Source organism: Herbiconiux sp. L3-i23 (genome assembly GCF_023734115.1).
In the GTDB taxonomy this organism is placed as follows: Bacteria; Actinomycetota; Actinomycetes; order Actinomycetales; family Microbacteriaceae; genus Naasia.
Map to the genome: position 1 here is coordinate 2,947,189 of NZ_AP025737.1, position 22,622 is coordinate 2,969,810.

The window sequence follows — 22,622 nt, forward strand, 5'->3', positions numbered from 1 at the left end:
GTCATCCCGAACGCGATATATCGTGTCTAGCATTCGAGATATATCGCGTTAGGAGACGGTGATGGCTCAGGAGAAATGGCTCGTCGACGGGCCTCGCACGATCGACATCGAATGGGCGACTTCGATCAAGGTCGGCCTCTACGGCGGTCAGATCTCGGTCATCGCACAGGATGAGCCGGGGATCCGCGTTGACATCCACTCGGTGAGCGGCAAGCCGCTCCTCGTCTCGGTCGAGGGCGACGTACTCGAGATCGACCACCCGCAGATCGGCTGGGACAACTTCCTCGACGTCTTCACCTCGGTCCGCGGAACCGCTAAGGCCGACATCACCCTCACCGTCCCGCGCGACGTCGCACTCAAGCTCGGTGTCGTCAGCGCCGAGGCACTCGTGTCCGGGCTCGCGGCGACCGCGTCGCTCAGCACCGTCAGTGGTGACCTGGTGCTCGACTCGCACTCCGGCCCGGTCCAGGTCAATGCGGTGAGCGCCGAGGTGTCGATCCGCGACCATACGGGCGACATCGCAGTGCGCACCGTCAGCGGCGACGTGACCGCCTCCGGCGCCATCGAGAAGCTCAGCCTCGACGGGGTGAGCGGCGACGTGTTCCTCGACCTCGCCGGAGTGCCCGACTCGGTGAGGATCAACACCGTCAGCGGTGGTATCACGGCACGACTCGAGCCCGACGTGCCGATCCGCTATCGCATCAACACCGCGTCCGGGCGTCTGCAGCTCGACGGCGAGCACCTCTCGCGCGTCTACGGCTCCTACGACTCGAGCTTCGGCGCGCTCGACCAGCGGTTCGTCGACTTCCGCGCCAACACCGTGTCGGGCGGCATCTCGGTGCTGCACCAGGTGACGGCATGACCCCCGCCGTCTTCGGCCGCGGCCACCTGCGCCTCTACCTGCTCGCCCTGCTCGACGAGCAGCCGCGGCACGGCTACGAACTGATCCAGGCGCTGACCGATCGATTCGGCGGCACGTACGTGCCGAGCGCCGGCACCATCTACCCGCGGCTCGCGAAGCTCGAGGACGACGGACTCGTCACCCGGACCTCCGACGGGCGCAAGAGCGTCTACGAGATCACCGACGCCGGCCGCGAGGAGCTGCACCGCCGCGCGGGCGAGCTCGAGGGCATCGAAGGGCTCGTGACGGACTCGGTGAGGCACCTCGCCGACGAGGTCCGCCGCTCCGTCGACGACGCTATGAAGTCGCTGCGCGCCGAGCTCGCCGCCTCGACCCGTGAGGCGCGAGCCACCGCCAACGCCGACGCTCGCTCGGTGAAGCGCGACGAGGACGAAGCCCGTGTGGCCAGCCGGGTGCAGCTCCAGCTCGCCGAGGCGGCGCTCGCACGCTTCCGCGCCGAGCTGCGCACCGAGCTCCGGCAGGCCGTCGTGCATGACCGGGTCACCGCCGCGACCGTCGACGTGCTGCGATCCGGGCTCGACCAGGTGATGCGGAGTGTGCGCGAAACCCTGAAATGACGCCGCGAAGACCCCCGATGCGGGGTTCTTGACAGGCAACCGGCGCGGAGTAGTGTTCTCGCTCGTGACTCAGACCCCCGAGGTCGGCGAAGCCGCTGGCGGAAGCACGATCAAGCGCTGGCTGATCGGCGAGAAGCTGCCGAGCGATCAGCTCGAAGGCCAGCTGCTGTCGAAGCGATTCGCGCTTCCGATCTTCGCCAGCGACCCGCTCTCGTCGGTCGCCTACGCGCCCCAGGAACTGCTGATGCTGCTCCTCCTCGGCGGGCTCGCCTTCCTGAGCTTCGCGCCGTGGGTCGCGGCCGCGGTCGTCATCCTGCTCATCGTCGTCGTCGCCTCGTACCGGCAGCTCATCAAGGCCTATCCATCGGGCGGCGGCGACTACGAGGTGGCGAGTAAGAACCTCGGCGAGAAGGCCGGCCTGGTGGTCGCGTCGGCGCTGCTCGTCGACTACGTGATGACCGTCGCCGTGTCGGTGGCATCGGGCGTCGACAACATCATCTCCGCGCTGCCGTTCCTCGCCCCGGCACGCGTCGAGCTGGCCATCTTCTTCGTCATCGTGCTCGCCGCCGTGAATCTCCGCGGGGTGCGGGAGTCGAGCAAGGCGTTCGCGGTGCCGACCTACCTCTTCGTCGGCAGCGTCCTCGTCATGATCGTGACGGCGCTGGTGCGCACCGCTCTCGGCGACGCACCCGTCGCCGAGAGCGCCGACTACACCGTCCAGGCCGAGCAGCTCAGCCAAGCAGGGTTCGTCCTGCTCCTGCTCCGCGCGTTCTCGAGCGGCTGTTCCGCGCTCACCGGCGTGGAGGCGATCTCGAACGGCGTGCCCGCCTTCCGCACCCCCAAGATCCGCAATGCGCAGCTGACTCTCGTCGCGATGGGCGCCATCGCCATCACGCTCTTCGCGGGCCTCACCGCTGTCGCCCTCATCTCCGACGTGCACTACTCCGAGCACACCTGCGACCTCATCGGCTACGCGAACTGCGAGAGCGTGCCGCAACGCAGCCTCATCGCCCAGATCGCGGCGGCGACGTTCGGGGACTTCTCCGTCTTCTTCTTCATCATCCAGGCGACCACCGCGGCGGTGCTGCTGCTCGCCGCCAACACCGCGTTCAACGGATTCCCGCTGCTCGGCTCGATCATCGCCCGCGACGGCTACGCCCCCAAGGCGCTGTCCACCCGCGGCGACCGCCTCATCTTCAGCAACGGAGTGCTGATCCTCGCCCTCGCCGCCGGCGCCATCCTCATCGTCTTCCAGGCGAGCGTCACCGGCCTGATCCAGCTCTACATCATCGGCGTCTTCGTCTCGTTCACCCTCGGCCAGATCGGTATGGTGAAGCACTGGCTGCGCGAGCTACGCAAGCCGGGCGGCAGGGCTGGCTCCATCTGGGGCGGGCTCGCCATCAACGCCATCGGCGCCGCCATGACCGGCGGCGTGCTGCTCGTCGTTACCTACACGAAGTTCATCCACGGCGCGTGGATCGTCTTCGTCATCATGCCCATCCTGTTCCTGCTCATGCTCGGGGTGAACCGCTATTACCGCGACGTCGAACGCGAGGTCGAGGTCGATTCGCACACCACGTTCGGGTCGGCCCACGATCACGCAATCGTGCTCGTCGGGCGCATGCAGAAGCCGACCCTCAAGGCGCTCGACTACGCCATCGCCGCCCGGCACGAGAGCCTCGAGGCGGTGCACGTGTCGATCGACGACGACGCCACCGAACGGCTCGAGCTCGAATGGCAGCAGATGAACATCAAGGTGCCGCTGTGCGTGCTGCGCTCGCCCTACCGCGACATCGGCTGGCCGCTCGTGAAGTACATCCGGAAGCATCAGGAGCACGCCGGCGGCGAGGTCGTCACCGTCTATATGCCGTCGTACATCGTCGGACACTGGTGGGAGCGCCTGCTGCACAACCACAAGGCACGACGCATTCAGCAGAAGCTGGCGCTGCAGCACGGCGTCGCGATCGCGATCGTCCCCTGGTTGCTCGACTCGTCCGACCTCATCTACGGGCGCCGGTCGCGTCCGATCCCCGGTCAGGAGCGCCGCGGTGAGCCCGTGCGCCCGATGCCGCGCCGCCCGTTGCAGCCCGCCAACGACGAGGCCACCCGCTCGGCGGTGGCCACGGCCAACGCCCTCCGGCCGAAGGATCCCGACGTCGAACTGGTGAAGCAGCCCCCGCGCAACAAGCGCCAACCCCGCAAGAAGTAGCCGTTACCCCAGCGAGCGCGGTGTGTTGCTGCGAGCGCGCCTGTTCAGACACCCGCGGTCGGCGCAACACACCGCGCTCGCGAGGGTATAAGGGTTTCGACTCCCAGGCAGTCTGGGAGAATCTCGGGGGTTCGTTGAGAAGCGGTGCCTAGCGTTGGGTGCATGACCGATCTCTACGAGCCCACCGACGTCACCACCAAGTACCCGCAGCCGCCGTTCAAGGCACAGCAGCAGCCGGTGCCCGGCAGCATCTTCGACATGGAGCCGCGCCCCGACCACGGCGAGGACAGCTACACGGGCTCGGGCCGACTGAAGGGCCGCAAGGCGCTCATCACCGGCGGCGACTCGGGCATCGGCCGCGCCGTCGCGATCGCGTTCGGCCGCGAGGGCGCCGACGTCGCCCTCAACTACCTCGACGAGGAGGCCCCCGACGCCGAGGACACCGCGAAGTACGCCGGCGACACCGGCAGCAAGGTCGTCCTCATCCCCGGCGACCTCACCGACGAGGCGTTCAACTCCGAACTGGTGGAGAAGACGGTCGCCGAGCTCGGCGGGCTCGACATCCTCGTGATGATCGGCGGCAAGATGCCGACCGTCTCCGGCATCGACGACTTCGACACCGCGGTGTTCGACGACCTGCTGAAGCTCAACATCCACTCGCTGTTCTGGCTGACGAAGGCCGCGAAGCCGCACCTGAAGCCGGGCGCCGCAATCATCACGACCTCGTCGATCCAGGGCTTCCAGCCCTCGCCGACGCTCGTCGAGTACGCCGTGACGAAGGCGGGCATCGCGAACTGGACCCGCGCCATGGCCGGACAGCTGGCCGAGGACGGCATCCGTGTGAACGGCGTCGCGCCGGGCCCGTTCTGGACTCCGCTGCAGCCGTCGAGCGTGCCGAACGAGAAGATCGAGAGCTTCGGCGAGGAGTCGACCTACGGACGTCCCGGTCAGCCCGTCGAGCTCTCGTCGACCTACGTGTACCTCGCCGAGCAGGCGTCGAGCTACACCAGCGGCGAGACCATCGCCGTCACGGGCGGCACCCCCGTCCACTGACCCACAGTCTCACCGCCATACCCCTGCGAGCGCGGTGTGTTGCATCGAGCGCTGGTGTTTGAACATCCGCGCTCGGAGCAACACACCGCGCTCGCGGGGGTCTATTGCTGTCGGGTGTAGCCGCGTTCCGGGAAGCCGCCGGCGAAGGCGAGGATGCGGGCGCTGACGAACGAACCCGCGTACTGCGAGATCGCCTGGAACTTGTCGGCAACGGCTCCCTCGCGCGCGACGCCCGCCTGCTCATACGCGCCCGTGGCCAGCACGGTGTCAGTCCCCTCCGCCGCCAGCACGCCGATGCCCTTGCCGAGCTGATCGCGACCGAGGTCGAGCGCGCGAGTGAGGATCGTGTCGGATCGGACGCCGACCAGGGCCAGGTTCTCGTCGAGGACGCCGTTGTTGTAGTACTTCTCGATCAGCACCGCATTGCGCGCGTAGTTGACGTAGCCGTAGCCGAGCGCCGCGTAGCTCGCGTTCGGGCTGTCGCCGATGTAGTCCTGGATCGCGGGCAACGACTGCTGTGCCGTGAAGGCGAGGGCGACCTCCAGGTCGACCGACCCGAGCAGGCCTCGGTAGACGTCGTTCGACTCTCCCCGTGACTGCGCCGCGGGCTGGATGACGCCCGTCTCGAACGCCGCCCAGTTGGCGTCGGCGGCGCGGCGGAAGAAGGACGAGATCGCCTCGAGGTCGGCGTCCTCAGCGATCGGCGCGCCGCCGTTGTCACGGCCCACCTCGAAGACGGCCTTCGAGAACTCCAGCTGACCACGCGCGAAGTCGTAGTAGATGAGCGGCATCAACGCGTCGGTGAGGACCTGCTCGGGCGTCGTGTACGCGGCGGACGAAATGCGATCGGCGATGGTCTGCAGCGACGCCGTCGCGTACTGCAGCAGGGCGAAGGCGTCGAACGCGTTGCCGTACGCGGCGATGAGGCCCTCGGCGTCGTTCAGGGTCTCGGGCGAGTAGGTGCCGAGCTGGTCGATGAACGCGTTGAACTCCGCCTCGGCCGTGGCCGACGCGTTGAGACGGCTGCCGATCACGTCGCCACCCTGGGTGAGGAGCTGCTGCAGCGTCGTGAAGGTCTCCGCGACCGCCTGCATGTAGAGCGCGGCGCTCGACGCCTCGAAGAACGCGCCACCCTGCAATCCCTGCGTCTGCAGATCGCGGGCACGATCCGCGTATCCCTGCGCCTCGGCGGGCAGGGTGCCCGCGCCCGCCTGGATGAGCGGATCGAGACCGGCGAAGTCGGCCATCGACCGGTCGAACCGGGCGAGCGCGGCATCGGTCGCGCTGCGGAACTTGTCGTAGCCGACGCCCGCCACCTTCGGCGTCACGCCCGCCTGAGGCGACGGCAGTTCCGCCCCGGTCAGCTGCCGGTACGCCTCGTAGATGTCGGCCACCTCGATGACCTCGACGTCGTTCTGGGCGCCGAGCGCGACGACGTCGACGAGCTCGCCCGCGGCGTTCGGCGAGTTGCGCTGCCCCGCGGGGATCAGGACGCGGGTCAGCTCCCCGGCGTCGATGACGCCCTGCAGCTTCTCCGGGATGCCGCCGACCGTGCCGACCGTACCCGTCGGGTTGATCGTGCCCGTCATCGTCGCCTCGGGGTCGATCTCGTCGCCGTAGAACATCGACAGCACGCCGACCGTGGTGAGCGCACCCGCACTCGGTCCGTCGATGCGACCGTCGAACGCGAAACGGTAGGCGACGTCGATCGGCGCTCCGGTGAGCAGGGTCGCGACCGACACGGCGTTCCACGACGCGGCGCGGGTCATGTCGCCGATGCCGGCGACCTCGTCCTCGGAGATGTCGATCGCGAGTTCGCCGTCGTCGGACTCGCCGACCGAGATGCGCTGGGTCGCCACTCCCCCGGTGTCCCCCGCGGCGTAGAGCACCTTGAGTTCGACCGACTCGCTGCGGTAGCCGCCGTCGCCGCCGCTTCCGCCGAGCAGTTGCGGGATGTTCACGCAACCGGTGAGCGAGACGACGAGGACGGAGGCCAGGACTACGGCGAGGGAACCCCGCTTCGACGTTCGCTTCACTGAGGTGGATCCTCTCGCCGCGCATGCACTGGTGGGTTCGCAGGGCGCGCCAGCGGCTCGCCTGCGACCTCCATCAACCTAAACGGCGATCGGTCGACCGTCCAGCAAATGTCACATGAATGATGCGGGCTATGTGGGCTAGCCCTTCTCGGCGCCGCCGGTGGTGTTCATGATGCGGCGCTGGAAGATGAAGAACAGCACCGCGACCGGGATCGACATCAGGACCGCCGCCGCGAGTTGCAGGGGGTACTGGTTGCCGCTGCCCAGCTGACCCGAGACCAGGGAGGCGACACCCGTCGTCAGGGTGTTGAGGTCGGAGTCCTGGCGCGAGATCACGAAGTGCGCGAACTCGTTCCACGATCCTTGGAAGCTCAGGATGAAGAGCGTGATGATCGCGGGGCGCGCCATCGGCAGCACGATTGTCCAGAACGTCCGGAAGATGCCGGCGCCGTCGATGCGGGCCGCCTCCTCGACGCTCTCGGGGATCGACTCGAAGAACTGCTTCATGATGAAGATCCCGGCCACGTCGATGACGAGCGGCACGATCATGCCCGCGTACGAGTTGTACATGCCGAGCTCTTTGAGGATCAGGAACCGTGGGATCAGCAGCACGACGTTCGGCACCGCCATGATTGCGATGAACGCGGCGAAGATGACGCCGCGGCCGCGGAAGTGCAGGCGCGACAGCGCGTAACCGGCGAGGGAGTCGAAGAAGACACGGCCGAGGGTGACGATGACGGTGATCAGCGCCGAGTTGCCCGTCCACTGCAGCAGCGGGACCTCGGTGAAGAGCCGCTCGTACGCGGCGAACGACCACACCTCCGGCAGGAGGGACAGCGGGTTCTGCGTCGCGTCCGCGTCGGTCTTGACGCTGCTCGCGATGGAGATGAGGAACGGGTAGATGTAGATCAGCGCGAGCGCGATCAGCATCAGATAGCTGAGCAGGGCGGTCGCCCGCAGCTTCGCGGAGATGCCCTTCCGTCGGGGCGACGGGGTCACCGCGTTCTCGCCGATCGCCGCCGTGGTGAGGTTGCTCCCGCCGATCGCCGCGCCGCTCATCGTGCACTCCCCTTACCCGCGGCCGCCAGCTTTCGGAACCTCTCATCCGCGCGCGCGGCCCGCCGGGCACCGGACCGTCCGAGATCCCGGTCGCGCAGCACCCAGCGCTGGAAGAGGGTGAGGGTCACGATGATGCCGAACAGGATGAACGAGATCGCGGCGCCCTGCCCCCACCGGAGATCGCTGAACGAGCGGTCGTAGGCGAGGAACGCGGGCGTCAGCAGTGTCTTGCCGGGAGCGCCGGCGCCGGTCAGGTAGATCTGGTCGAACACCTGCCACGTGCCGATGAGCCCCAACGTCAGCACGGTGAACAGGGTGGGCTTCAGCATGGGCAGCGTCACCGAGAAGAAGCGGCGGAAGGATCCGGCGCCATCGACCATCGCGGCCTCATCGATCTCGGCGCCCACGTTCTGCAGCGCGGCGAGGAACAGCAGCATGAAGGTGCCGGAGGTGGTGAAGATCGCGAGGATGATGAGCACGCACATCGCGACCGACGGGCCGCTCAGCCAGTCCCACCAGGTGAGGCCCAGCAGGTTGCCGGAGTCGAGGAACGCGGGCGCCGACGTCACGCCGAAGGACTTCAGCAGGTTGTGCAGCACTCCGCTCGGGTCGGCGAACCAGTTGGGCCCGGAGACCCCGATCCAGGACAGCACCGCGTTGACCGCGCCGGAGCCGGTGAAGAGGAAGAGGAAGATCGTCGTGATCGCGATCGAGCTCGTCACCGACGGGAAGTAGAAGGCGGTGCGGAAGAATCCGCGGCCGCGGAGGATGCGCCGGTTGACCTGCACCGCGAGGAAGAGCGCGAGCGCGGTCTGCAGCGGCACCACGAGGATCACGTAGTAGAAGTTGTTGCGCAGCGAGACGCCGAAGTCGGTGCGTCCGAGGCCCTCGTCGAGCAGCACCTTCGAATAGTTCTCGCCGCCGACGAACGAGGAGTTCCCGAGCGGCGAGCCGAGCCCGTTCCAGTTCGAGACGCTCACGTAGAGGGCGAGCAGGATCGGGATCGCGAGGAACAAGCCCACGATGATGATGGCCGGCGAGACGAAGAGCCAGCCGTAGAGGCCCTCTTTGCCGCGGATGCCTTTGCTCACTCTCGCTTCGCTCCTTCTCGTGTCCAGGACGGATGGGGTGGGGTTCCGGGCCGGGGCGACGTGTCAGCCCCGGCCCGGAAGTGATCAGCCGTTCGCTTCGTCGAGCGCGGCCTGCAGCGACTCCTGCAGCGACGCGAGGATCGACTGGGCGTCGCCGCCCACGAGTCCTTCGAGCTGCGAGTTGAAGTCGGCGATGACGGTCGCGGAGCCGGCGAAGTTCACCGGGCTCACCGCGTAGTCGTTACCGGTCACGAACGAGGCGTTCTCCGGGTAGTTCTCGGCGTAGGTCGCCGCCGCCGACTCGGTCGACGGGATGACGCCGAACGCGTCCGCGAACTCGAGCTGCTGGTCATCGCCGGTCAGGTACTCGACGAGCGAGGTGGCCTGGTCGGCGGTGTCCGAGTTCGCCGGGATTCCCCAGCAGTTCGTGAAGGTGAAGGTCGACTTGCCCGAGGGCCCCGCCGGCAGCTCGTAGGCCGCGTAGTTGGTGTCGGGGAAGTCGCCCGCGATGCCCTTGATCCACGGACCCTCGATCACCATGGCGGCCTTGCCGGCGCCGAGCGCCTCTCCGGCCCAGCCCGCGTCGAGCTCGGTCGGGAAGCGGAGCGCGCCGCTGTCGTGCAGAGCCTGCACGTACTCGAGGCCTTCGACGTTCTCGGCACTGTCGGCGGTGACGGTGGTGCCGTCCTCGTCGACGAGCGTGCCGCCCGCCTGGTTCATGAACACACCGAGGCGCGCGTACTCGAGACCGAACGACAGGCCGACCGTGTCACCGGTGGTCAGTCGCTGCGCGGTGCTCTGCAGAGTCGCCCAGTCGGTCGGGACATCCGCATCGGTGAGGCCCGCTTCGGCCCACTTGTCGGTGTTGATAATGAGGCCGAGGGTCGAGAAGTCCTTCGGCGCACAGGTGAAGGTGCCGTCGTAGGTGAAGGTGTCCTTCAGCGTCGGGTAGAACGCGTCGGCGTTCGAAAGGTCGTCGCCGTAGGCGTCGAGGTAGCCGTTGCTGGCGTACGTCGAGAACTGGTCCCAGCTCATGTAGAACACGTCAGGGGCGTCGTCGCCCGCGAAGCCCTGGCTGAGCTGCTGCGTGAGGTCGCTGGCCGCGATCACCTCGACGCTCGTGTCGTTGTCCGCCGCCCACGCGTCGGCCGCGGCCTGAACGGCCTGGGTCTCGGCGTCGCCCGACGAACCGATGAGCATCGTGAGGCCGTCGCTCGACGATTCGTCGCCCGATCCTCCTGCGCACCCGGTGAGCGCGACGGCGACGCCGGCGACGAGCGCCAGGCCTCCGAAGCGCAGGGCACGGCGATTGTGCTGCTTCATTGCGGTTTCCTCTCTGGTGTGCTGTGCCGACCGGAGTCGGCGGGTGGTGCGCGCCGGTGTCATCCGGCGGGTGCGTCGTCTCCGACGAGCCCGAGGGACCGACGGACGACGAGTTCGGGGGTGACGAGGCGATGCGCCTCGCCGGGGATGGGTGCGCCGAGGGCGATGTCGCTGCCGGTCGCGCCGAGCAGGAGGTCGAGCACGCCTTCCGCGACGAGGCCGAGCCGCTGCTCGACGCTGGTGAGCCCCACCGCGCGGGCGACGGGGGTGTTGTCGAAGCCGGTCACGGGGATCTCGTCGCGGCCGGCCGCCGAGGCGGCCATGATGGCCCCGAGCGCCAGCGAGTCGCTCGCGCAGACGATGCCGTCGACGTCGTCGTGGGCGTCGAGGTAGGAGGCGACGGCCGCACGCGCGGCGCTGACGTCCTCGGCGGCGAGGATGACGAGGTCGTCGAGCTCGACGTCGGAGATGCCGGCCTCGCGCATCGCGTCGCCCCAGCCGGATCGGCGGTCGTCGCCGGTCGAGGACGGACTCGGCCAGCCCAGATAGGAGATGCGGCGGCGTCCGCCTGCGGTCAGATGCTCGGCGGCCGCGCGAACCCCCGCGCGACCATCGACGTCGACCCAGTGATGCTGGGGGTCGTTCATGTCGTCGTCGCCCCAGGGCCGCCCGAAGGTGACGAAGGGGATCTTCTCGTCGAGCAGGGTGCGGGTTCGCGCGTCGCCGTGCCATGTCGAGGTCAGGACGAACGCGTCGCAGTCGCGGTCGTCGCGGAGCCGCTTGATCTGCTCGAGCTCGGCCGCGTCGTCGTCGGCCGTGAAAAGGAGGACGCGGATGCCGCGGGTGTGCGCGCCTTCGGTGAGCGCGTGCAGGAACTGGTCGAGCACCGAGCCCGAGATGCCGTCGCTCATGGGAGAAAGGCGGATGCCGATCGTCGAGGACTTCTGGCTGCGCAGCCGCCTCGCCGACGCGTTCGGCCGGTATCCGAGCTGCGCGATCGCGTCCTCGACGCGGGCGCGGGTCTCGGGCCGCACCACCTCGGGCGAGTTGATGACGTTCGACACGGTCTGGCGGGAGACGAGTGCGACGCGGGCGACGTCGTCGACCGTCGGCATGTGGGACATCCGGCCTCCTCGCCTCGCTCGCACCGCATTTGATCGTTCAAACGCGGGTCTACGATAACTCCCGATCGACTCGTGTCAACTCGGCTCGATGTGCGATTCGCGGGCGATTCGCAGATTGCCCTTTCATCACACATTTGGGTTTGGATCGTTCAAATGGGGCTGGGTAGAGTGGTGCGCGGATCGGGCGCACCGGTTTCACACCCCTTTGACGGACGTATCGACGAGGAGCCCGCCGTGACCGGTCTTCAACCGCTGCTCGACCAGGCCACGGTCGCCCTCTCCGCTCCTGCGCAGGCGTGGTCGACGGACTCCGGCGCGTTCAGCGGGCGCGGCATCCACGGCTTCTACGTCGGCGATCGTCGGATCATCTCGGTGCTCGACGTGAGCGTCGACGGGGCGGATCCCGAGACGATCTCGACCGCGACGTCCGGCGCCGATCGCGCCGAATTCGTCTCGTTGCTGCGCGGAGTCGACGACAGCTCGGCCGACCCTCGGGTGCGCCTTCGCCACTCCCGGCTCGTCGCGCCGTCGTCGTTGCGCGACACCTACCTGCTCGAGTCGACCCTGTCCTCCGCCGTCACCGCGACGCTCACGGTTCGACTCGGCGTGGACTTCGCCGAGATGGACGCGGTCAAGGCGGGCCTCGCCGAGCACGGCGCCGCCATCGAGGCGGTCGTCGACGGCGACGGGTCCGCGACCTGGACAGGAGACGGCATCGAGGCGCGTCTCACCGCGGCCGGAGCGTCGCTCTCCTCGGATGCGGGGCTTCTCGTCCTGTCGTGGCCCGTCGAGATCCCGGCGAAGGGGAGCACGAGCGTCACCCTCGAGGTCTCCGCCCTCGTCGCCGACGCCGTCGTCGGGCCGCCGGTGTCGCCGTCGCCGTGGAGCGAGGTGACGCTCGAGGCCGAGGACGTCCGACTGCGCCGGTGGGTGGAGCGGGCCCTCGACGACCTCGCCGCCCTGAGGATGAGCGTCGCGTCGGTCGACGACGCCGTCTTCCTCGCCGCCGGGGCGCCGTGGTTCTTCACCCTCTTCGGCCGCGACTCGATCTGGGCGGCGCGCATGCTGCTGCCGCTCGGCACCGGTCTCGCCGCGGACACGCTCCGTGTGCTCGCGACCATGCAGGGGACGAAGCGCGACCCCGAGACGGCCGAACAGCCGGGCAAGATCATGCACGAGCTGCGCGCCGCCGCGCTCGAGATCCCCGCGGAAGGCGTCGTACTGCCGCCGCTCTACTACGGCACGGTCGATGCGACGGCGCTCTGGGTGAACCTGCTGCACGACGCGTGGCGGTGGGGTCTCGCCGACGAGGAGATCGAGCCGCTGCTCTCGCACCTCGAAGCGGCGCTCGCGTGGCTTCGCGACTACGGCGACTCCGACGGAGACGGCTTCCTCGAGTACATCGACGAGAGCGGCCGCGGCCTCGCGAACCAGGGGTGGAAGGACTCCGGCGACTCGGTCCAGTGGAACGACGGCCGCCTCGCCGACGGTCCCATCGCTCTCTGCGAGGTCCAGGCCTACGCGTACGAGGCCGCGATGGGCGGCGCCGCCCTGCTCGACCACTTCGACCGCCCCGGCGCTGCCGAGTGGCGGTCGTGGGCGGCGGAGCTCAAGCGCAAGTTCTCGGAGCAGTTCTGGGTCGACGGGCCCGACGGCGCCTATCCCGCGATCGCGCTCGACGCGGCCAAGAAGCCCGTCGACTCGTTGACGAGCAACATCGGCCACCTCCTCGGCACGGGCATCCTCGGCCGCGAGCAGGCCAACCTCGTGGCCTCGCACCTGGTGTCGTCGAAGCTCAGCTCGGGCTACGGACTGCGCACCATGTCGACCGACGCGGCCGGATACTGGCCGCTCAGCTACCACGGCGGGTCGGTGTGGGCGCATGACACCGCCATCGCGGTGCTGGGCCTTCAGCGCGAGGGGTTCGCCATCGAGGCGGCGACCCTCAGCGAAGGGCTGCTCGCCGCGGCGGAGGGCTTCGGCTATCGCATGCCGGAGCTGCACTCGGGCGACTCGGCCGCCGACACGTCCCGGCCAATCCCCTATCCCGCCGCCTGCCGCCCGCAGGCGTGGTCGGCCGCCGCCGCCATCGCGGTCCTGACCGCCTCGCTCGGGCTCGCCCCCGAGGACCGCGAGTCGCTCGCCGTCGATGCATCGGGCTCGACCATCGCCCGCGGCGTGCGCTTCTCGGGCGCGCGCGTCGGTGAGGCGGAGTACACGGTCGAGGTCACCGCTGACGGACGGGTTTCCGCTCGCAGCAACTGACCGACCTCGCGGTCCAGGCCTGTGCACGGATCAGGATGAACGCCCCGGACTGTCGGCGTGTCGGGGCCATCCGGTCCTGATCCGTACGCGAACTCCTGATCCGCGGACAATCTCCTGATCCGTGCACACCCGAGTGTCAGCGGCCGAGTGTCGGGGTGCGCCGGGGTTCAGGCGGGCGGGGTGACGCGGGAGGCGAGGAGCAGCCACGACGAGGCGCCGCGGTCGACCGTGATACCACCGGCCAGCTCAGCACCGGTCACCGTCGTCGGCGCGATCGCTCCCGTCAGATCCTCGACGATGAAGGAGTCGTCGTCGCCGAGTCCGGTCCAGCACAGGGTGGGCGCTTCGTCGTTCGAGTCGAGCGCGAACGCGGCGACGAGGTGACGGTCGCCCGCGTCGAGCTGGAAGACCGGCACCCTCTCGCCCGATCCGCCGCGCTGCGGCGCCGCGGACAGCCGCCGCAGCACGCCGGTCCGGATCAGCGGAGCGAGACGTTCGCGGTAGAGGCTCACGTGCTCGGCGACCCGGGCCAGCAGATGCGGGGGCAGCTGCGTCAGCTTCATCGAGATCCCGAATCGGTGCAGCATCGCCGCCCGCAGCATGGTGTCGAACCGCTCGGACGACAGGGGGCCGAAGTCGACCGCCTGGTCGGGGTTGTCGCCCCGCCACTCGGACCAGCTCCAGTGCAGCATCGCGGCGGGAGGAAGCATGAGGCTCGCTCCCCACAGCACCTGCAGGTGGTGTTCGCTCCAGTCCGGGTCGGAGAGGAAGCTGCAGTGCACGTGCCGGGCGAGCCCGAGGTCGAGGCGCAGCCCGCCCGACGAGCAGGCCTCGAGCACGACCTCGGGGTGGCGCTCGCGGAACCGATCGAGAGTGTCGTACAGGCCCTGATAGTGACGGAAGAGCCCGTCACCGGCGCCGTGTCCGTGGTCGGTGCGGTCGCAGCCGGCTCCGGGATCGATGTTGAAGTCGAGCTTCAGCCAGCGCGCACCCGTCGATCCGACCGCGGAGTCGAGGGCGTCCGACACGAATTCGCGCGCCGCCGGCGAACCGAGGCAGAGGTAGCCGAGGAAGGTCGGATCATCCGGGTCGAGCGACACGGTGATGTTCGGGAACGACGGGACGGGACTCGATCGCAGGGCGAGCAGCTCCGGTCGCTCGCGGCGCAGACGGGAGGACGCCCCGACGGCCTCCGCTTCGAGCCAGATGCCGAACTCCGGTCCCTTCTCCCGTACACGGTCGGCGAGGGCGGGCAACCCCGACGGGAAGCGTGCGGTGTTGACCTCGGCCCAATCGCCGCGCTCCGCCTGCCAGTCGCTCGACGCCTCGGGTCGGCCGAACCAGCCGGCGTCGAGGGTCGCCACCTCGAGCCCCACCGACGCGGCGGCCTCCGCCTCGGCGACGACGATCGCCTCGTCGATGTCGGTGTCCTCATAGGGCCACCAGTGGTTCCACTCGGTGGGCAGGGAGTCGGACCATTCCGTGCGCGGCAGAAGCGCCTCGCCGACCGCTGCGGCGAGCCGGCGCCCCGCGTCGTCGATGTCGGCACCCACCGCGACCACGACGCTCGGGAGCTCGACGCTCTCACCCGGCGCGAGCGTCACCGAGAAGTGCTCCGCCGAGAGGCCCGCGCCGATGCGTCGCGACCCGTCCACGTCGATGTGCCAGTTGCCGCTCCAGGCGACAGTCACGATCAGGGCCGCTCCGTCGCGGTCGAGCGCGAGGAAGGGGTGCAGGCCGTGCGACGAGCGACCCGCGGTGCCGACCAGCGAGAGGGGCGAGGGGAGCGGTCCGTCCACGGGCTCGAACTCGGCTCCCCACCTCGAACGGAAGTGCAGGCTCGACCACCGCGCGTCGGCGAGCACTCCCGAGAACGCGTCACCGGACCCCACCTCGACCGGTCCCGATGAGGTGTTCGTGAGGGTGAGGCAGAACTCCCACACGCCGCCGCCGGTGCCGAGCGCGACCGCTCGCCGGTCGACGTTCACACCCGCGGCGATGGGAGGTGCGGGGGCCACGGTGACGACGGGGAGCGCACCGAAGCGCAGCTCCCCGTCGTCGATCGTCGGAAGAGTCATCGACCGAAGCTCGCTCCGAGTCCGCTCATCACGTACTTCGCAGCGAACGACAGCAGCAGCAGTGGCGGCAGCGCGGTGAGGATCAGTCCGACGGCGACGAACGGCTGATCGTTGGTGAACCGGCCGCCGATCTGCGCGAGCGCGGGGGTGATGAGCCGCAGCTGGTCGTTCGGCAACAGGATGTAGGCGAACAGCAGCTCGTTCCACATCGAGATGAACTGCAGCACCAGCAGGGTCGCGATCCCAGGTACCGCCATCGGGCTCGCGACGCTGAAGAAGGTGCGCCAGAAGCCCGCCCCGTCGACCCGGGCCGCTTCGAGCACCGCGGTGTCGAGCGAGCGGTAGGTGACCGTCATGAAGAACACCGCGAACGGCAGCCCCGTGGCGACGTAGACGAGTATCAGGCCGGGCAGCGACCCCACCAGTCCGATGCGCGAGAGCAGCAGGTAGATCGGGATGATCAGCACCTGCGCCGGGATGAGCATCACCGAGACCAGGGTGCCCGAGATGTACTTCGCCCCCGGCACCGGGTACTTCGCCAGGCCGAAGCCGGCGAGCCCCGCGATGAGCAGCTGGATCGCGAGTCCGAACGCCACCACGATCACGGTGTTCAGCAGTGCGCGGCCGATGCCGTAGTTGTTCCAGACGGCGACGAAGTTCTGCAGCGTCAGCTCGCTCGGCAGACCGAACGGGTTGGCCAGGTAGTCGGCCCTCGTCCGGAACGCCGTGAAGGCGAGGTAGAGGATCGGGTACGCGATCGAGATCCCGACGAGGACGAGCACCACGAAGATCGGCACGCGTGCCTTGCGCGGCAGAGTCGCGCTCACATTCGACATCAGTCATCCTCCGATGCTCTGAAGAAGCGGAGCTGCACAGCGGTGAGGGTGCCGATCAGCAGGAACACCATGACGGCCAGCGCCGAGCCCTCGCCCAGTCGAGTCGACGAGAAGGCGAGCGTGTAGATCAGGTAGTCGAGCGTCGTGGTGTCGTAGCCGGGTCCACCGGCGGTCATCACGAAGATGAAGCCGAAGAGCGCCGTGAACGTGTAGAGCACGTTGAGGATCGAGACGAGCGCGAGGACACCGCGGATGTTGGGCAGCGTGATGTACCAGAGGCGCTTCCACCAGCCGGCACCGTCGACCGTGGCGGCCTCGAAGATCTCGGGGTTGATGGAGCTGAGGCCGCTCAACAGGATGATCGTCTGATAGCCGAAGCCCGACCAGACGAGCGCGATGATGATGACGAAGATCGCGGATCCCGCACCGGAGAAGAAGTCGACCGGCGGGATGCCGAACTGCTGCAGCACCGCGTTGATGGGGCCGCGGTACGAGAACAGCGACTTGAACATGAGGCCGATGACGGCGGTCGAGAGCACGTTCGGAACGAAGAAGAGCACCCGGAACAGACGCCAACCGCGGATGCGCTCGTAGAGCAGCACCGAGCAGACGAGGGCCGCGAGGATGACGAGCGGCACCGAGATGAGGAAGATCAGGTTTGTCAGGAAGACCTTGTGCAGCAGCGGGTCGGCGAGCAGCTTGGTGTAGTTGTCGAGGCCGACGAAGTCGAAGCGCACGCCGTTGGTCTTGTTGAACGAGATCCAGACGGCGTACGCGACCGGGTACACCATGAACCCGAGGACGAGCACGATCGCCGGGGCGACGGCCGCGAGCCCGATGAGCTTCTCGCGGCGCCGCCACGGTGCGGAGCGAGGGGGCCGCCCCCCGGTCGTCGACGCGTCAGCGGCGACGACCGGGGCGGCGGCGACGACCGGAGTCGTCATCCGCGCTCGCTGTCATAGGCGTCCTGCAGCTGCTGCACCGCGTCCTCGGGGTTGGTCTGCCCCGTGTACACGGTGTTGTTCAGCCGGTAGAACAGGTCGATGACCGACTGCGGCATCACGTTGTCGAACGGGTAGACGACCTCTTCGCCCGCCTCGGCCACGTACGCCGCCTCGCTCTTGAGGTAGTAGTTCGTGATCACCGACTGGTCGGCCTGCGCGCTGTTCGACGGCTCCGTCTGGAACAGCTCGACGTACTCGTCGATCGTCGACGGCTCGGCCAGCTCGTTGAGGAACTCCTTGGCGAGGTCCTCGTTCTGCGAGTAGTTCGTGATCGCGACGCTGACGTTGGGGCCGCCCGCGACCGTGTTCGGGTAGGCCGCGCCCTCCATCATCGGGATGGGGAAGACGCCCGCGTCCTCGCCGAGGGCCTCCGCGAGCGCGCCGTTCTCCCAGGCGCCCGAGATCATGAAGATGCCGTTGCCCTGGATGAAGCCGGGGAGCAGGTCGGCGTTGCCGATGCTGCCCGCGTCGGGGTTGGTGAGGCCGCGGGAGTACAGCTGCGAGTACGCCTCGTAGGCCTTCACCATGGCCGGGTCGGTGAGGTCGGTGTCGCCGTTGTACATGTCGGTGAACGCGGTCGGGCCGAGTTCGCCGCCGACGAGGGCCGCGACGGCCCACGCTCCGACGTAGCCCTCCTGGTTCGGGGTCCAGAACGGCACGGCGTCGGTCTTGCCGAGGGCGTCCTCGCCGAGGGCCACGAGCTCTTCCCAGGTCTCGGGCGGGGTCGACAGGTCGAGACCGGCCTCGTCGGCGAGAGCCTTGTTGTAGAAGACGTAGAAGTACGAGCCGCCGCCGTAGGGCAGCGCGAGAAGGGCGCCGTCTTCGGAGTAGCCCTCGCGGACGGTGTTCCACCCGGTGAGGTCGCTCATGGTCTCGTCGCTGAAGGTGCCGTCGAGGTCGAGCAGGAAGTCGGCGTAGTCGACGGTGTTGCCGCCGGTGTAGCCGATGCGGATGTCGGGGCCGTTGCCCGCGATCGACGCGGCCTGGAACTGGGCGGCGTCGGCGGCGATGTCGCCCGAGGTGCTCACGATGTCGACGGTGACACCCTCGTGGTCGGCCTCGAACCGCTCGGCGACCTTGTGGAGGAACGAGTTGTCCGCGACCGAGCCGTCGTCGGTCTTGCGGGTCAGCTGGCCTCCGTCCCAGATGGTCAGAGTCGTGCCGCCGCCACTGCCTCCGTCGGAGCAGGCCGCGAGGCCCGCCACGAGTCCGGCGGCCACCACGATGGCCCCGATACGGGTTGCTTTCATTGCTGGTCCTTCCTGTGCTGCGTTGCGATTGCGGTTCGGCTGCCGGTGCGGCAGCCGCTTGGTGCGGCGGTTCCGGGGCGGCGCGTCGACGTCGACGGCCGTCGGAGCATCCGACGTTTGAACGATCCAAGAGCGGGCGCGGCCATCAGAAGGTCGCCGTCAATCCGCCGTCGACCGGGATGATCGCCCCCGTGACATAGGTGTTGTCCGCGGAGACGAAGAACTCGGCCGCCATCGCCACCTCGTGCGGCGACGCGGGCCGCCGCAGCGGGATGCGGGCGTGCTCGACGTAGACCGACTGGAACCACTCGGTCTCGTACTCGGTGCGCCCATCGGCCATCACGGCCATCGGGGTGTCGACGAAGCCCGGCGCCAGCGCGTTGACCAGGATCCTGTCCGACGCCAGGTCGACGGCCAGCGCACGGGTGAGGCTGTGGACGCCGCCCTTGCTGGCGGAGTAGGCCGCAGCGCCGGCCGCCGAGACGGCGCCCTGCACGGAGCCGATGTTGAGCACCCGGGGCGCCGGGGAGCGCCGCAGCAGGGGAAGCGCCGCGGCGGTGACGACGGCCGTGCCGACCAGATTGACCTCGAGCGCGCGCCGGAGGAGCGGCAGCTCGTCGATCGGCCCTTCGGGTGCGATGCCGGCGCAGTTGACGACCGCATCGAGTGAGGGGAGAGCGCGGATCGCCTCGGATGCGGCGGCCTCGTCGGTCACGTCGAACTTCAGCGCGATGCCGTCCACCTCGGTGGCGAGCGCCGAGACCGCCGCTCCCGGTCGGTCGGCGGCCACGACGGAGTAGCCGACGGCTGCCAGCCTGCGGGCGATGGCTGCGCCGATGCCGCTGGCAGCACCCGTGACGAGCACGGTGCGGGCGGGTCCGGGCATCTGCATCCTGTCGGAACGTCAGTGGTCTCAGGGGGTGGGCGCCGGCGCCGGCCGTGACCCGCGAGTCACTCTAGCGCCTCGACGGCAAAGATAATACCTTTCGTGGACAGGTCAACCCGTTTCGCGCTGTGTCTTTGATATGACGTAACGGCCGCGTGCTCACGACGCTAGGCCGGCGCAACTGGGGAGATCGTCCTTAACGTATGATCTAACGACTTCCGTCGCCGTAAGAGAGGACCGCCCGTGCGCATCGACTCCGTCGACTTCTTCTACGCGAGCATGCCCGACGTCACACTCGAGGCCGACGGAAGTCAGGACGCGCTCCTGGTCCGCGTCACCACCGACGACGGCCATGTCGGATGGGGCGAGTGCGAGGCGTCACCACTGGTCTCGGTCGCCGCGTTCGTCACTCCGCGATCGCACGGGGTGTGCCAGCCCGTGTCCGCTTCGGTGCTCGGCGAGCGTCTCGACGGTCCCACGGACATCGCTCGCATCGCCTCCCTCGTCGAGCGCAACAGCATGGATCTGCTGCAGGCGCCGCACACGTTCTCGGGAATCGAGATCGCGCTGTGGGACCTTCTCGGCAGGGCCCGCGAGGTGCCGGTCTGGTCGCTTCTCGGCTACGAGAGGAGCGAGCCGAAGCTCCCCTACGCCTCGATGCTGTTCGGCGCGACCCCGGCTGAGACGTTCGAGCGGGGAACGGCGGTCGTCGCCCGCGGATTCCGCGCGGTGAAGTTCGGGTGGGGTCCCTTCGGCACGGCCGGTGCAGGGATCGACGCGGAGCATCTCGACGCCGCCCGCGCGGCCCTGGGGCCCGACCGTCACCTGCTCGTCGACGCCGGCCAGATCTGGAACCGCGACGTCGACGCCGCCGCCGAACGTCTCGACGCGTTGGAGCGCAACGGCGTGACCTGGCTCGAGGAGCCGTTCGGCGCCTCCGAGTACGACGCCTACGCCGACCTCGCCGCTCGGGCCGCGACGGTGCGCATCGCCGGTGGGGAGGGCGCCCACGAGGAGGCCATGGCGCGCAACCTCATCCGCTTCGGCGGGGTGGGCTTCCTTCAGATCGACACCGGGCGCATCGGCGGCATCGGCCCGGCCAAACGAGTGGCGGATGTCGCGGTGGCCTCCGGCGTCACCTACGTCAACCACACCTTCACGTCGCATCTCGCGCTGTCGGCCTCGCTCCAGCCGTACGCGGGCCTCGCGGAGCACCGCATCTGCGAGTACCCCGCCGATCCGAAGCAGTTGGCCGTCGACATCACCCGCAACCATCTGCTGCCCGACGCGAACGGCGAGATCGCCGCGCCCGACTCCCCCGGTCTCGGCATGGAGGTCGATCTGGCGGCGATCGAGCCGTACCTCCGCACGGTCGAGCTCACCGTCGACGGCGAGACGCTGTACTCTAGCCCGCAGCCAGGGCCTGTTCTGCTGGCCTGAAAAGTACCGTCGGAGGCACCGTGAGCAGTCCTGCCGTTCCGCCGGACATCCAGTCCGGGTACTCGATGCGGGGCCGCCAGGGCCACGTCATCGAGGCGATCGGCCGGGCCATCGTCGGCGGCGTCTACCGCCCAGGCGATCTGCTGCCGCGCGAGGCGGAGTTGACCGCGGAGTACGCCGTCAGCCGCACCTCGGTGCGCGAGGCGATGAAGGTGCTGGCGGCGAAGGGCCTCGTCGACATCCGCCCGAAGATCGGCACCCGGGTCCGGTCGCAGGAGCTGTGGAACACCTTCGACTCCGACCTGCTCTCGTGGACCCACAGCGAGGGGCGCGGCACCGAGCTGATGCAGGATCTGGTGGAGCTGAGACAGATCGTCGAACCGAACGCGGCACGCCTCGCCGCCGGCCGCGCCTCGATGAGCGACCTCGGCGCACTCGAACGGATCGCGCAGGCGATGGCGGCGAGCGCCACCGACCATGTGGCGTACGCCGAGTGGGACGTCGCCTTCCATCTCGCCGTCTACTCCGCATCGCACAACGCGCTCCTCGCCCGTTTCGGGATGCTCGTCGCCGACTTCATGAAGCTCGCCTTCGACATGCAGCAGGCGGCCGCGAGCGAGTCGCTCGACTTCGCCGATGACGCGGCCCGTCACCTCGCGGTGTTCGAGGCCATCAACAGAGGGGACGCCGAGGGCGCATCGGCGGCGATGCTGGCGGTGGTCCTCGACGGTAAGAGCGCGCTGATCGCGGCCCTCGCAGACCCGGCCCGCGGGGTGACCGCCGAGTGACGGCGGAGCTGTCTGGGCCGGCGCAGTCGGCGGCCGACTGGTTCGTCTGCCCGATCTGCGGCCGCGACCTCGCCGCGATCGCCCCGTCGACCCTGGGCTGCCCCACCGGCCACTCCTTCGAGGTGAGCCGACGCGGCTACTTCGCGTTGGCGAGCGGATCATCGGGCCTGATGCGCAGCGAACCCGCCGACGCCCTCGACGCCATCGACCGACGGTGGAGCGCCGACCGCGCGCCGGTGCTCGAGGCCCTCGACGCGGCGACCCCGACGGCGACGGGCCGACGAGTCCTCGACGTCGGTTCCGATCTCGGCCACGCGCTGTCGCGGGTGCTGGGCGGTCGTCCGGGATGGCGCGCCCTCCACGCCGGACCGTCGCCCGCGGGCGTGGCACGCACGATCGCGAACGCCGGCTGCGACGGCCTTCTTCTCGATCCGATCCGGCCCTGGCCGATCCGCGACGGTGCCGCCGACGTGGCGCTCGCCGTGGGCGGGGTCCCGTCACCGGTGGAACTGCATCGGATCCTCGCGCCTGGTGGAGTGCTCGTCACCGCGATCGATGGCGGCGACGTCGACCCGGCGCAGGTGATCGACGATCTCTTCCCCTGGTTCGAGCACGATCAGACGCGATCGGTCTCCGGCGGGGTGGTGCTCCGCCTGCGCCGCCGACGTCGGGTCTGGCATTGACGCCGCCGCTGTCGCGAA

At 69.1% G+C, this 22,622-nt stretch carries 18 protein-coding genes; 8 read left to right on the forward strand and 10 right to left on the reverse strand.

The window, feature by feature from the left end:
• The first annotated feature begins 61 nt into the window (after nucleotides 1-61).
• The 4 genes from NGH83_RS14060 to NGH83_RS14075 all read left to right on the forward strand — a co-directional run bounded on the left by NGH83_RS14060 (nucleotide 62) and on the right by NGH83_RS14075 (nucleotide 4,741).
• Nucleotides 62-862: a DUF4097 family beta strand repeat-containing protein gene (locus NGH83_RS14060; RefSeq protein WP_251856875.1), complete on the forward strand. Its 801-nt coding sequence runs from the start codon at nucleotides 62-64 to the stop codon at nucleotides 860-862.
• Nucleotides 859-1,479, forward strand: coding sequence for a PadR family transcriptional regulator (locus tag NGH83_RS14065; protein WP_251856876.1), 621 nt, complete (start codon nucleotides 859-861; stop codon nucleotides 1,477-1,479). Before NGH83_RS14060 ends, NGH83_RS14065 begins: the two co-directional genes overlap by 4 nt.
• Nucleotides 1,480-1,543: 64 nt before the next feature.
• Nucleotides 1,544-3,688, forward strand: a complete 2,145-nt coding sequence (locus NGH83_RS14070) for an amino acid permease (protein WP_251856877.1) — start codon at nucleotides 1,544-1,546, stop codon at nucleotides 3,686-3,688.
• Nucleotides 3,689-3,850: 162 nt separating this feature from the next.
• The gene (locus NGH83_RS14075; RefSeq protein WP_251856878.1) at nucleotides 3,851-4,741 is read left to right on the forward strand and encodes an SDR family oxidoreductase; all 891 of its coding nucleotides are present in this window, start codon (nucleotides 3,851-3,853) and stop codon (nucleotides 4,739-4,741) included.
• Between the two features lie 101 nt (nucleotides 4,742-4,842).
• On the opposite strand, the gene NGH83_RS14080 is transcribed toward NGH83_RS14075, so the two are convergent.
• From NGH83_RS14080 to NGH83_RS14100, 5 genes are all read right to left on the reverse strand, one after another.
• Entirely contained in the window at nucleotides 4,843-6,777 is a 1,935-nt protein-coding gene (locus NGH83_RS14080; protein WP_251856879.1) for a S16 family serine protease, read from the reverse strand.
• 138 nt (nucleotides 6,778-6,915) lie between these two features.
• Entirely contained in the window at nucleotides 6,916-7,836 is a 921-nt protein-coding gene (locus NGH83_RS14085; protein ID WP_371872689.1) for a carbohydrate ABC transporter permease, read from the reverse strand.
• A complete protein-coding gene (locus NGH83_RS14090) occupies nucleotides 7,833-8,927 on the reverse strand; it encodes a carbohydrate ABC transporter permease (RefSeq protein ID WP_251856880.1) in 1,095 nt (364 codons plus the stop codon). Before NGH83_RS14090 ends, NGH83_RS14085 begins: the two co-directional genes overlap by 4 nt.
• An 84-nt stretch (nucleotides 8,928-9,011) precedes the next feature.
• On the reverse strand, nucleotides 9,012-10,250 hold the full coding sequence (locus tag NGH83_RS14095) for an extracellular solute-binding protein (protein ID WP_251856881.1): 1,239 nt from the start codon (nucleotides 10,248-10,250) through the stop codon (nucleotides 9,012-9,014).
• 59 nt (nucleotides 10,251-10,309) lie between these two features.
• On the reverse strand, nucleotides 10,310-11,374 hold the full coding sequence (locus tag NGH83_RS14100; RefSeq protein WP_251856882.1) for a LacI family DNA-binding transcriptional regulator: 1,065 nt from the start codon (nucleotides 11,372-11,374) through the stop codon (nucleotides 10,310-10,312).
• A 234-nt stretch (nucleotides 11,375-11,608) separates the two neighbouring features.
• On the opposite strand from NGH83_RS14100, the gene NGH83_RS14105 reads away from it, so the two are divergent.
• Nucleotides 11,609-13,639, forward strand: a complete 2,031-nt coding sequence (locus NGH83_RS14105) for a glycogen debranching N-terminal domain-containing protein (RefSeq protein ID WP_371872690.1) — start codon at nucleotides 11,609-11,611, stop codon at nucleotides 13,637-13,639.
• Between the two features lie 167 nt (nucleotides 13,640-13,806).
• Here the strand turns inward: NGH83_RS14105 and NGH83_RS14110 are convergent, their stop codons facing one another.
• The 5 genes from NGH83_RS14110 to NGH83_RS14130 form a co-directional block, all read right to left on the reverse strand.
• The gene (locus NGH83_RS14110) at nucleotides 13,807-15,717 is read right to left on the reverse strand and encodes an alpha-galactosidase (RefSeq protein ID WP_251856884.1); all 1,911 of its coding nucleotides are present in this window, start codon (nucleotides 15,715-15,717) and stop codon (nucleotides 13,807-13,809) included.
• Nucleotides 15,714-16,553, reverse strand: a complete 840-nt coding sequence (locus tag NGH83_RS14115; RefSeq protein ID WP_251856885.1) for a carbohydrate ABC transporter permease — start codon at nucleotides 16,551-16,553, stop codon at nucleotides 15,714-15,716. Before NGH83_RS14115 ends, NGH83_RS14110 begins: the two co-directional genes overlap by 4 nt.
• Complete coding sequence (locus NGH83_RS14120) at nucleotides 16,553-17,497, reverse strand: carbohydrate ABC transporter permease (protein ID WP_251856886.1); 945 nt, start codon at nucleotides 17,495-17,497, stop codon at nucleotides 16,553-16,555. The genes NGH83_RS14115 and NGH83_RS14120 overlap by 1 nt, the downstream gene beginning before the upstream one ends.
• Nucleotides 17,494-18,807 (reverse strand): ABC transporter substrate-binding protein, encoded by a 1,314-nt coding sequence (locus tag NGH83_RS14125; RefSeq protein ID WP_251856887.1) that lies wholly within the window; start codon nucleotides 18,805-18,807, stop codon nucleotides 17,494-17,496. Before NGH83_RS14125 ends, NGH83_RS14120 begins: the two co-directional genes overlap by 4 nt.
• A gap of 145 nt (nucleotides 18,808-18,952) precedes the next feature.
• On the reverse strand, nucleotides 18,953-19,693 hold the full coding sequence (locus NGH83_RS14130) for an SDR family NAD(P)-dependent oxidoreductase (protein WP_251856888.1): 741 nt from the start codon (nucleotides 19,691-19,693) through the stop codon (nucleotides 18,953-18,955).
• A 243-nt stretch (nucleotides 19,694-19,936) separates the two neighbouring features.
• Between NGH83_RS14130 and NGH83_RS14135 the strand changes: the two genes are divergently transcribed.
• Genes NGH83_RS14135 through NGH83_RS14145 form a run of 3 tightly spaced genes read left to right on the forward strand, consistent with a single transcriptional unit; the run spans nucleotide 19,937 to nucleotide 22,604 of the window.
• Nucleotides 19,937-21,133: a mandelate racemase/muconate lactonizing enzyme family protein gene (locus NGH83_RS14135; protein WP_251856889.1), complete on the forward strand. Its 1,197-nt coding sequence runs from the start codon at nucleotides 19,937-19,939 to the stop codon at nucleotides 21,131-21,133.
• Between the two features lie 20 nt (nucleotides 21,134-21,153).
• A complete protein-coding gene (locus NGH83_RS14140; RefSeq protein ID WP_251856890.1) occupies nucleotides 21,154-21,921 on the forward strand; it encodes a FadR/GntR family transcriptional regulator in 768 nt (255 codons plus the stop codon).
• Entirely contained in the window at nucleotides 21,918-22,604 is a 687-nt protein-coding gene (locus NGH83_RS14145; protein WP_251856891.1) for a class I SAM-dependent methyltransferase, read from the forward strand. Before NGH83_RS14140 ends, NGH83_RS14145 begins: the two co-directional genes overlap by 4 nt.
• Nucleotides 22,605-22,622 lie beyond the last annotated feature (18 nt).

What these genes read in the sequence shown, in the direction of transcription:
- NGH83_RS14075 (WP_251856878.1), top strand. Translation starts at nt 3,851, where the DNA reads ATGACCGATCTCTACGAGCCCACCGACGTCACCACCAAGTACCCGCAG.
- NGH83_RS14085 (WP_371872689.1), bottom strand. Translation starts at nt 7,836, where the DNA reads ATGAGCGGCGCGGCGATCGGCGGGAGCAACCTCACCACGGCGGCGATC.
- NGH83_RS14100 (WP_251856882.1), bottom strand. Translation starts at nt 11,374, where the DNA reads ATGTCCCACATGCCGACGGTCGACGACGTCGCCCGCGTCGCACTCGTC.
- NGH83_RS14125 (WP_251856887.1), bottom strand. Translation starts at nt 18,807, where the DNA reads ATGAAAGCAACCCGTATCGGGGCCATCGTGGTGGCCGCCGGACTCGTG.
- NGH83_RS14065 (WP_251856876.1), top strand. Translation starts at nt 859, where the DNA reads ATGACCCCCGCCGTCTTCGGCCGCGGCCACCTGCGCCTCTACCTGCTC.
- NGH83_RS14115 (WP_251856885.1), bottom strand. Translation starts at nt 16,553, where the DNA reads ATGTCGAATGTGAGCGCGACTCTGCCGCGCAAGGCACGCGTGCCGATC.
- NGH83_RS14060 (WP_251856875.1), top strand. Translation starts at nt 62, where the DNA reads ATGGCTCAGGAGAAATGGCTCGTCGACGGGCCTCGCACGATCGACATC.
- NGH83_RS14110 (WP_251856884.1), bottom strand. Translation starts at nt 15,717, where the DNA reads ATGACTCTTCCGACGATCGACGACGGGGAGCTGCGCTTCGGTGCGCTC.
- NGH83_RS14130 (WP_251856888.1), bottom strand. Translation starts at nt 19,693, where the DNA reads ATGCCCGGACCCGCCCGCACCGTGCTCGTCACGGGTGCTGCCAGCGGC.
- NGH83_RS14120 (WP_251856886.1), bottom strand. Translation starts at nt 17,497, where the DNA reads ATGACGACTCCGGTCGTCGCCGCCGCCCCGGTCGTCGCCGCTGACGCG.
- NGH83_RS14095 (WP_251856881.1), bottom strand. Translation starts at nt 10,250, where the DNA reads ATGAAGCAGCACAATCGCCGTGCCCTGCGCTTCGGAGGCCTGGCGCTC.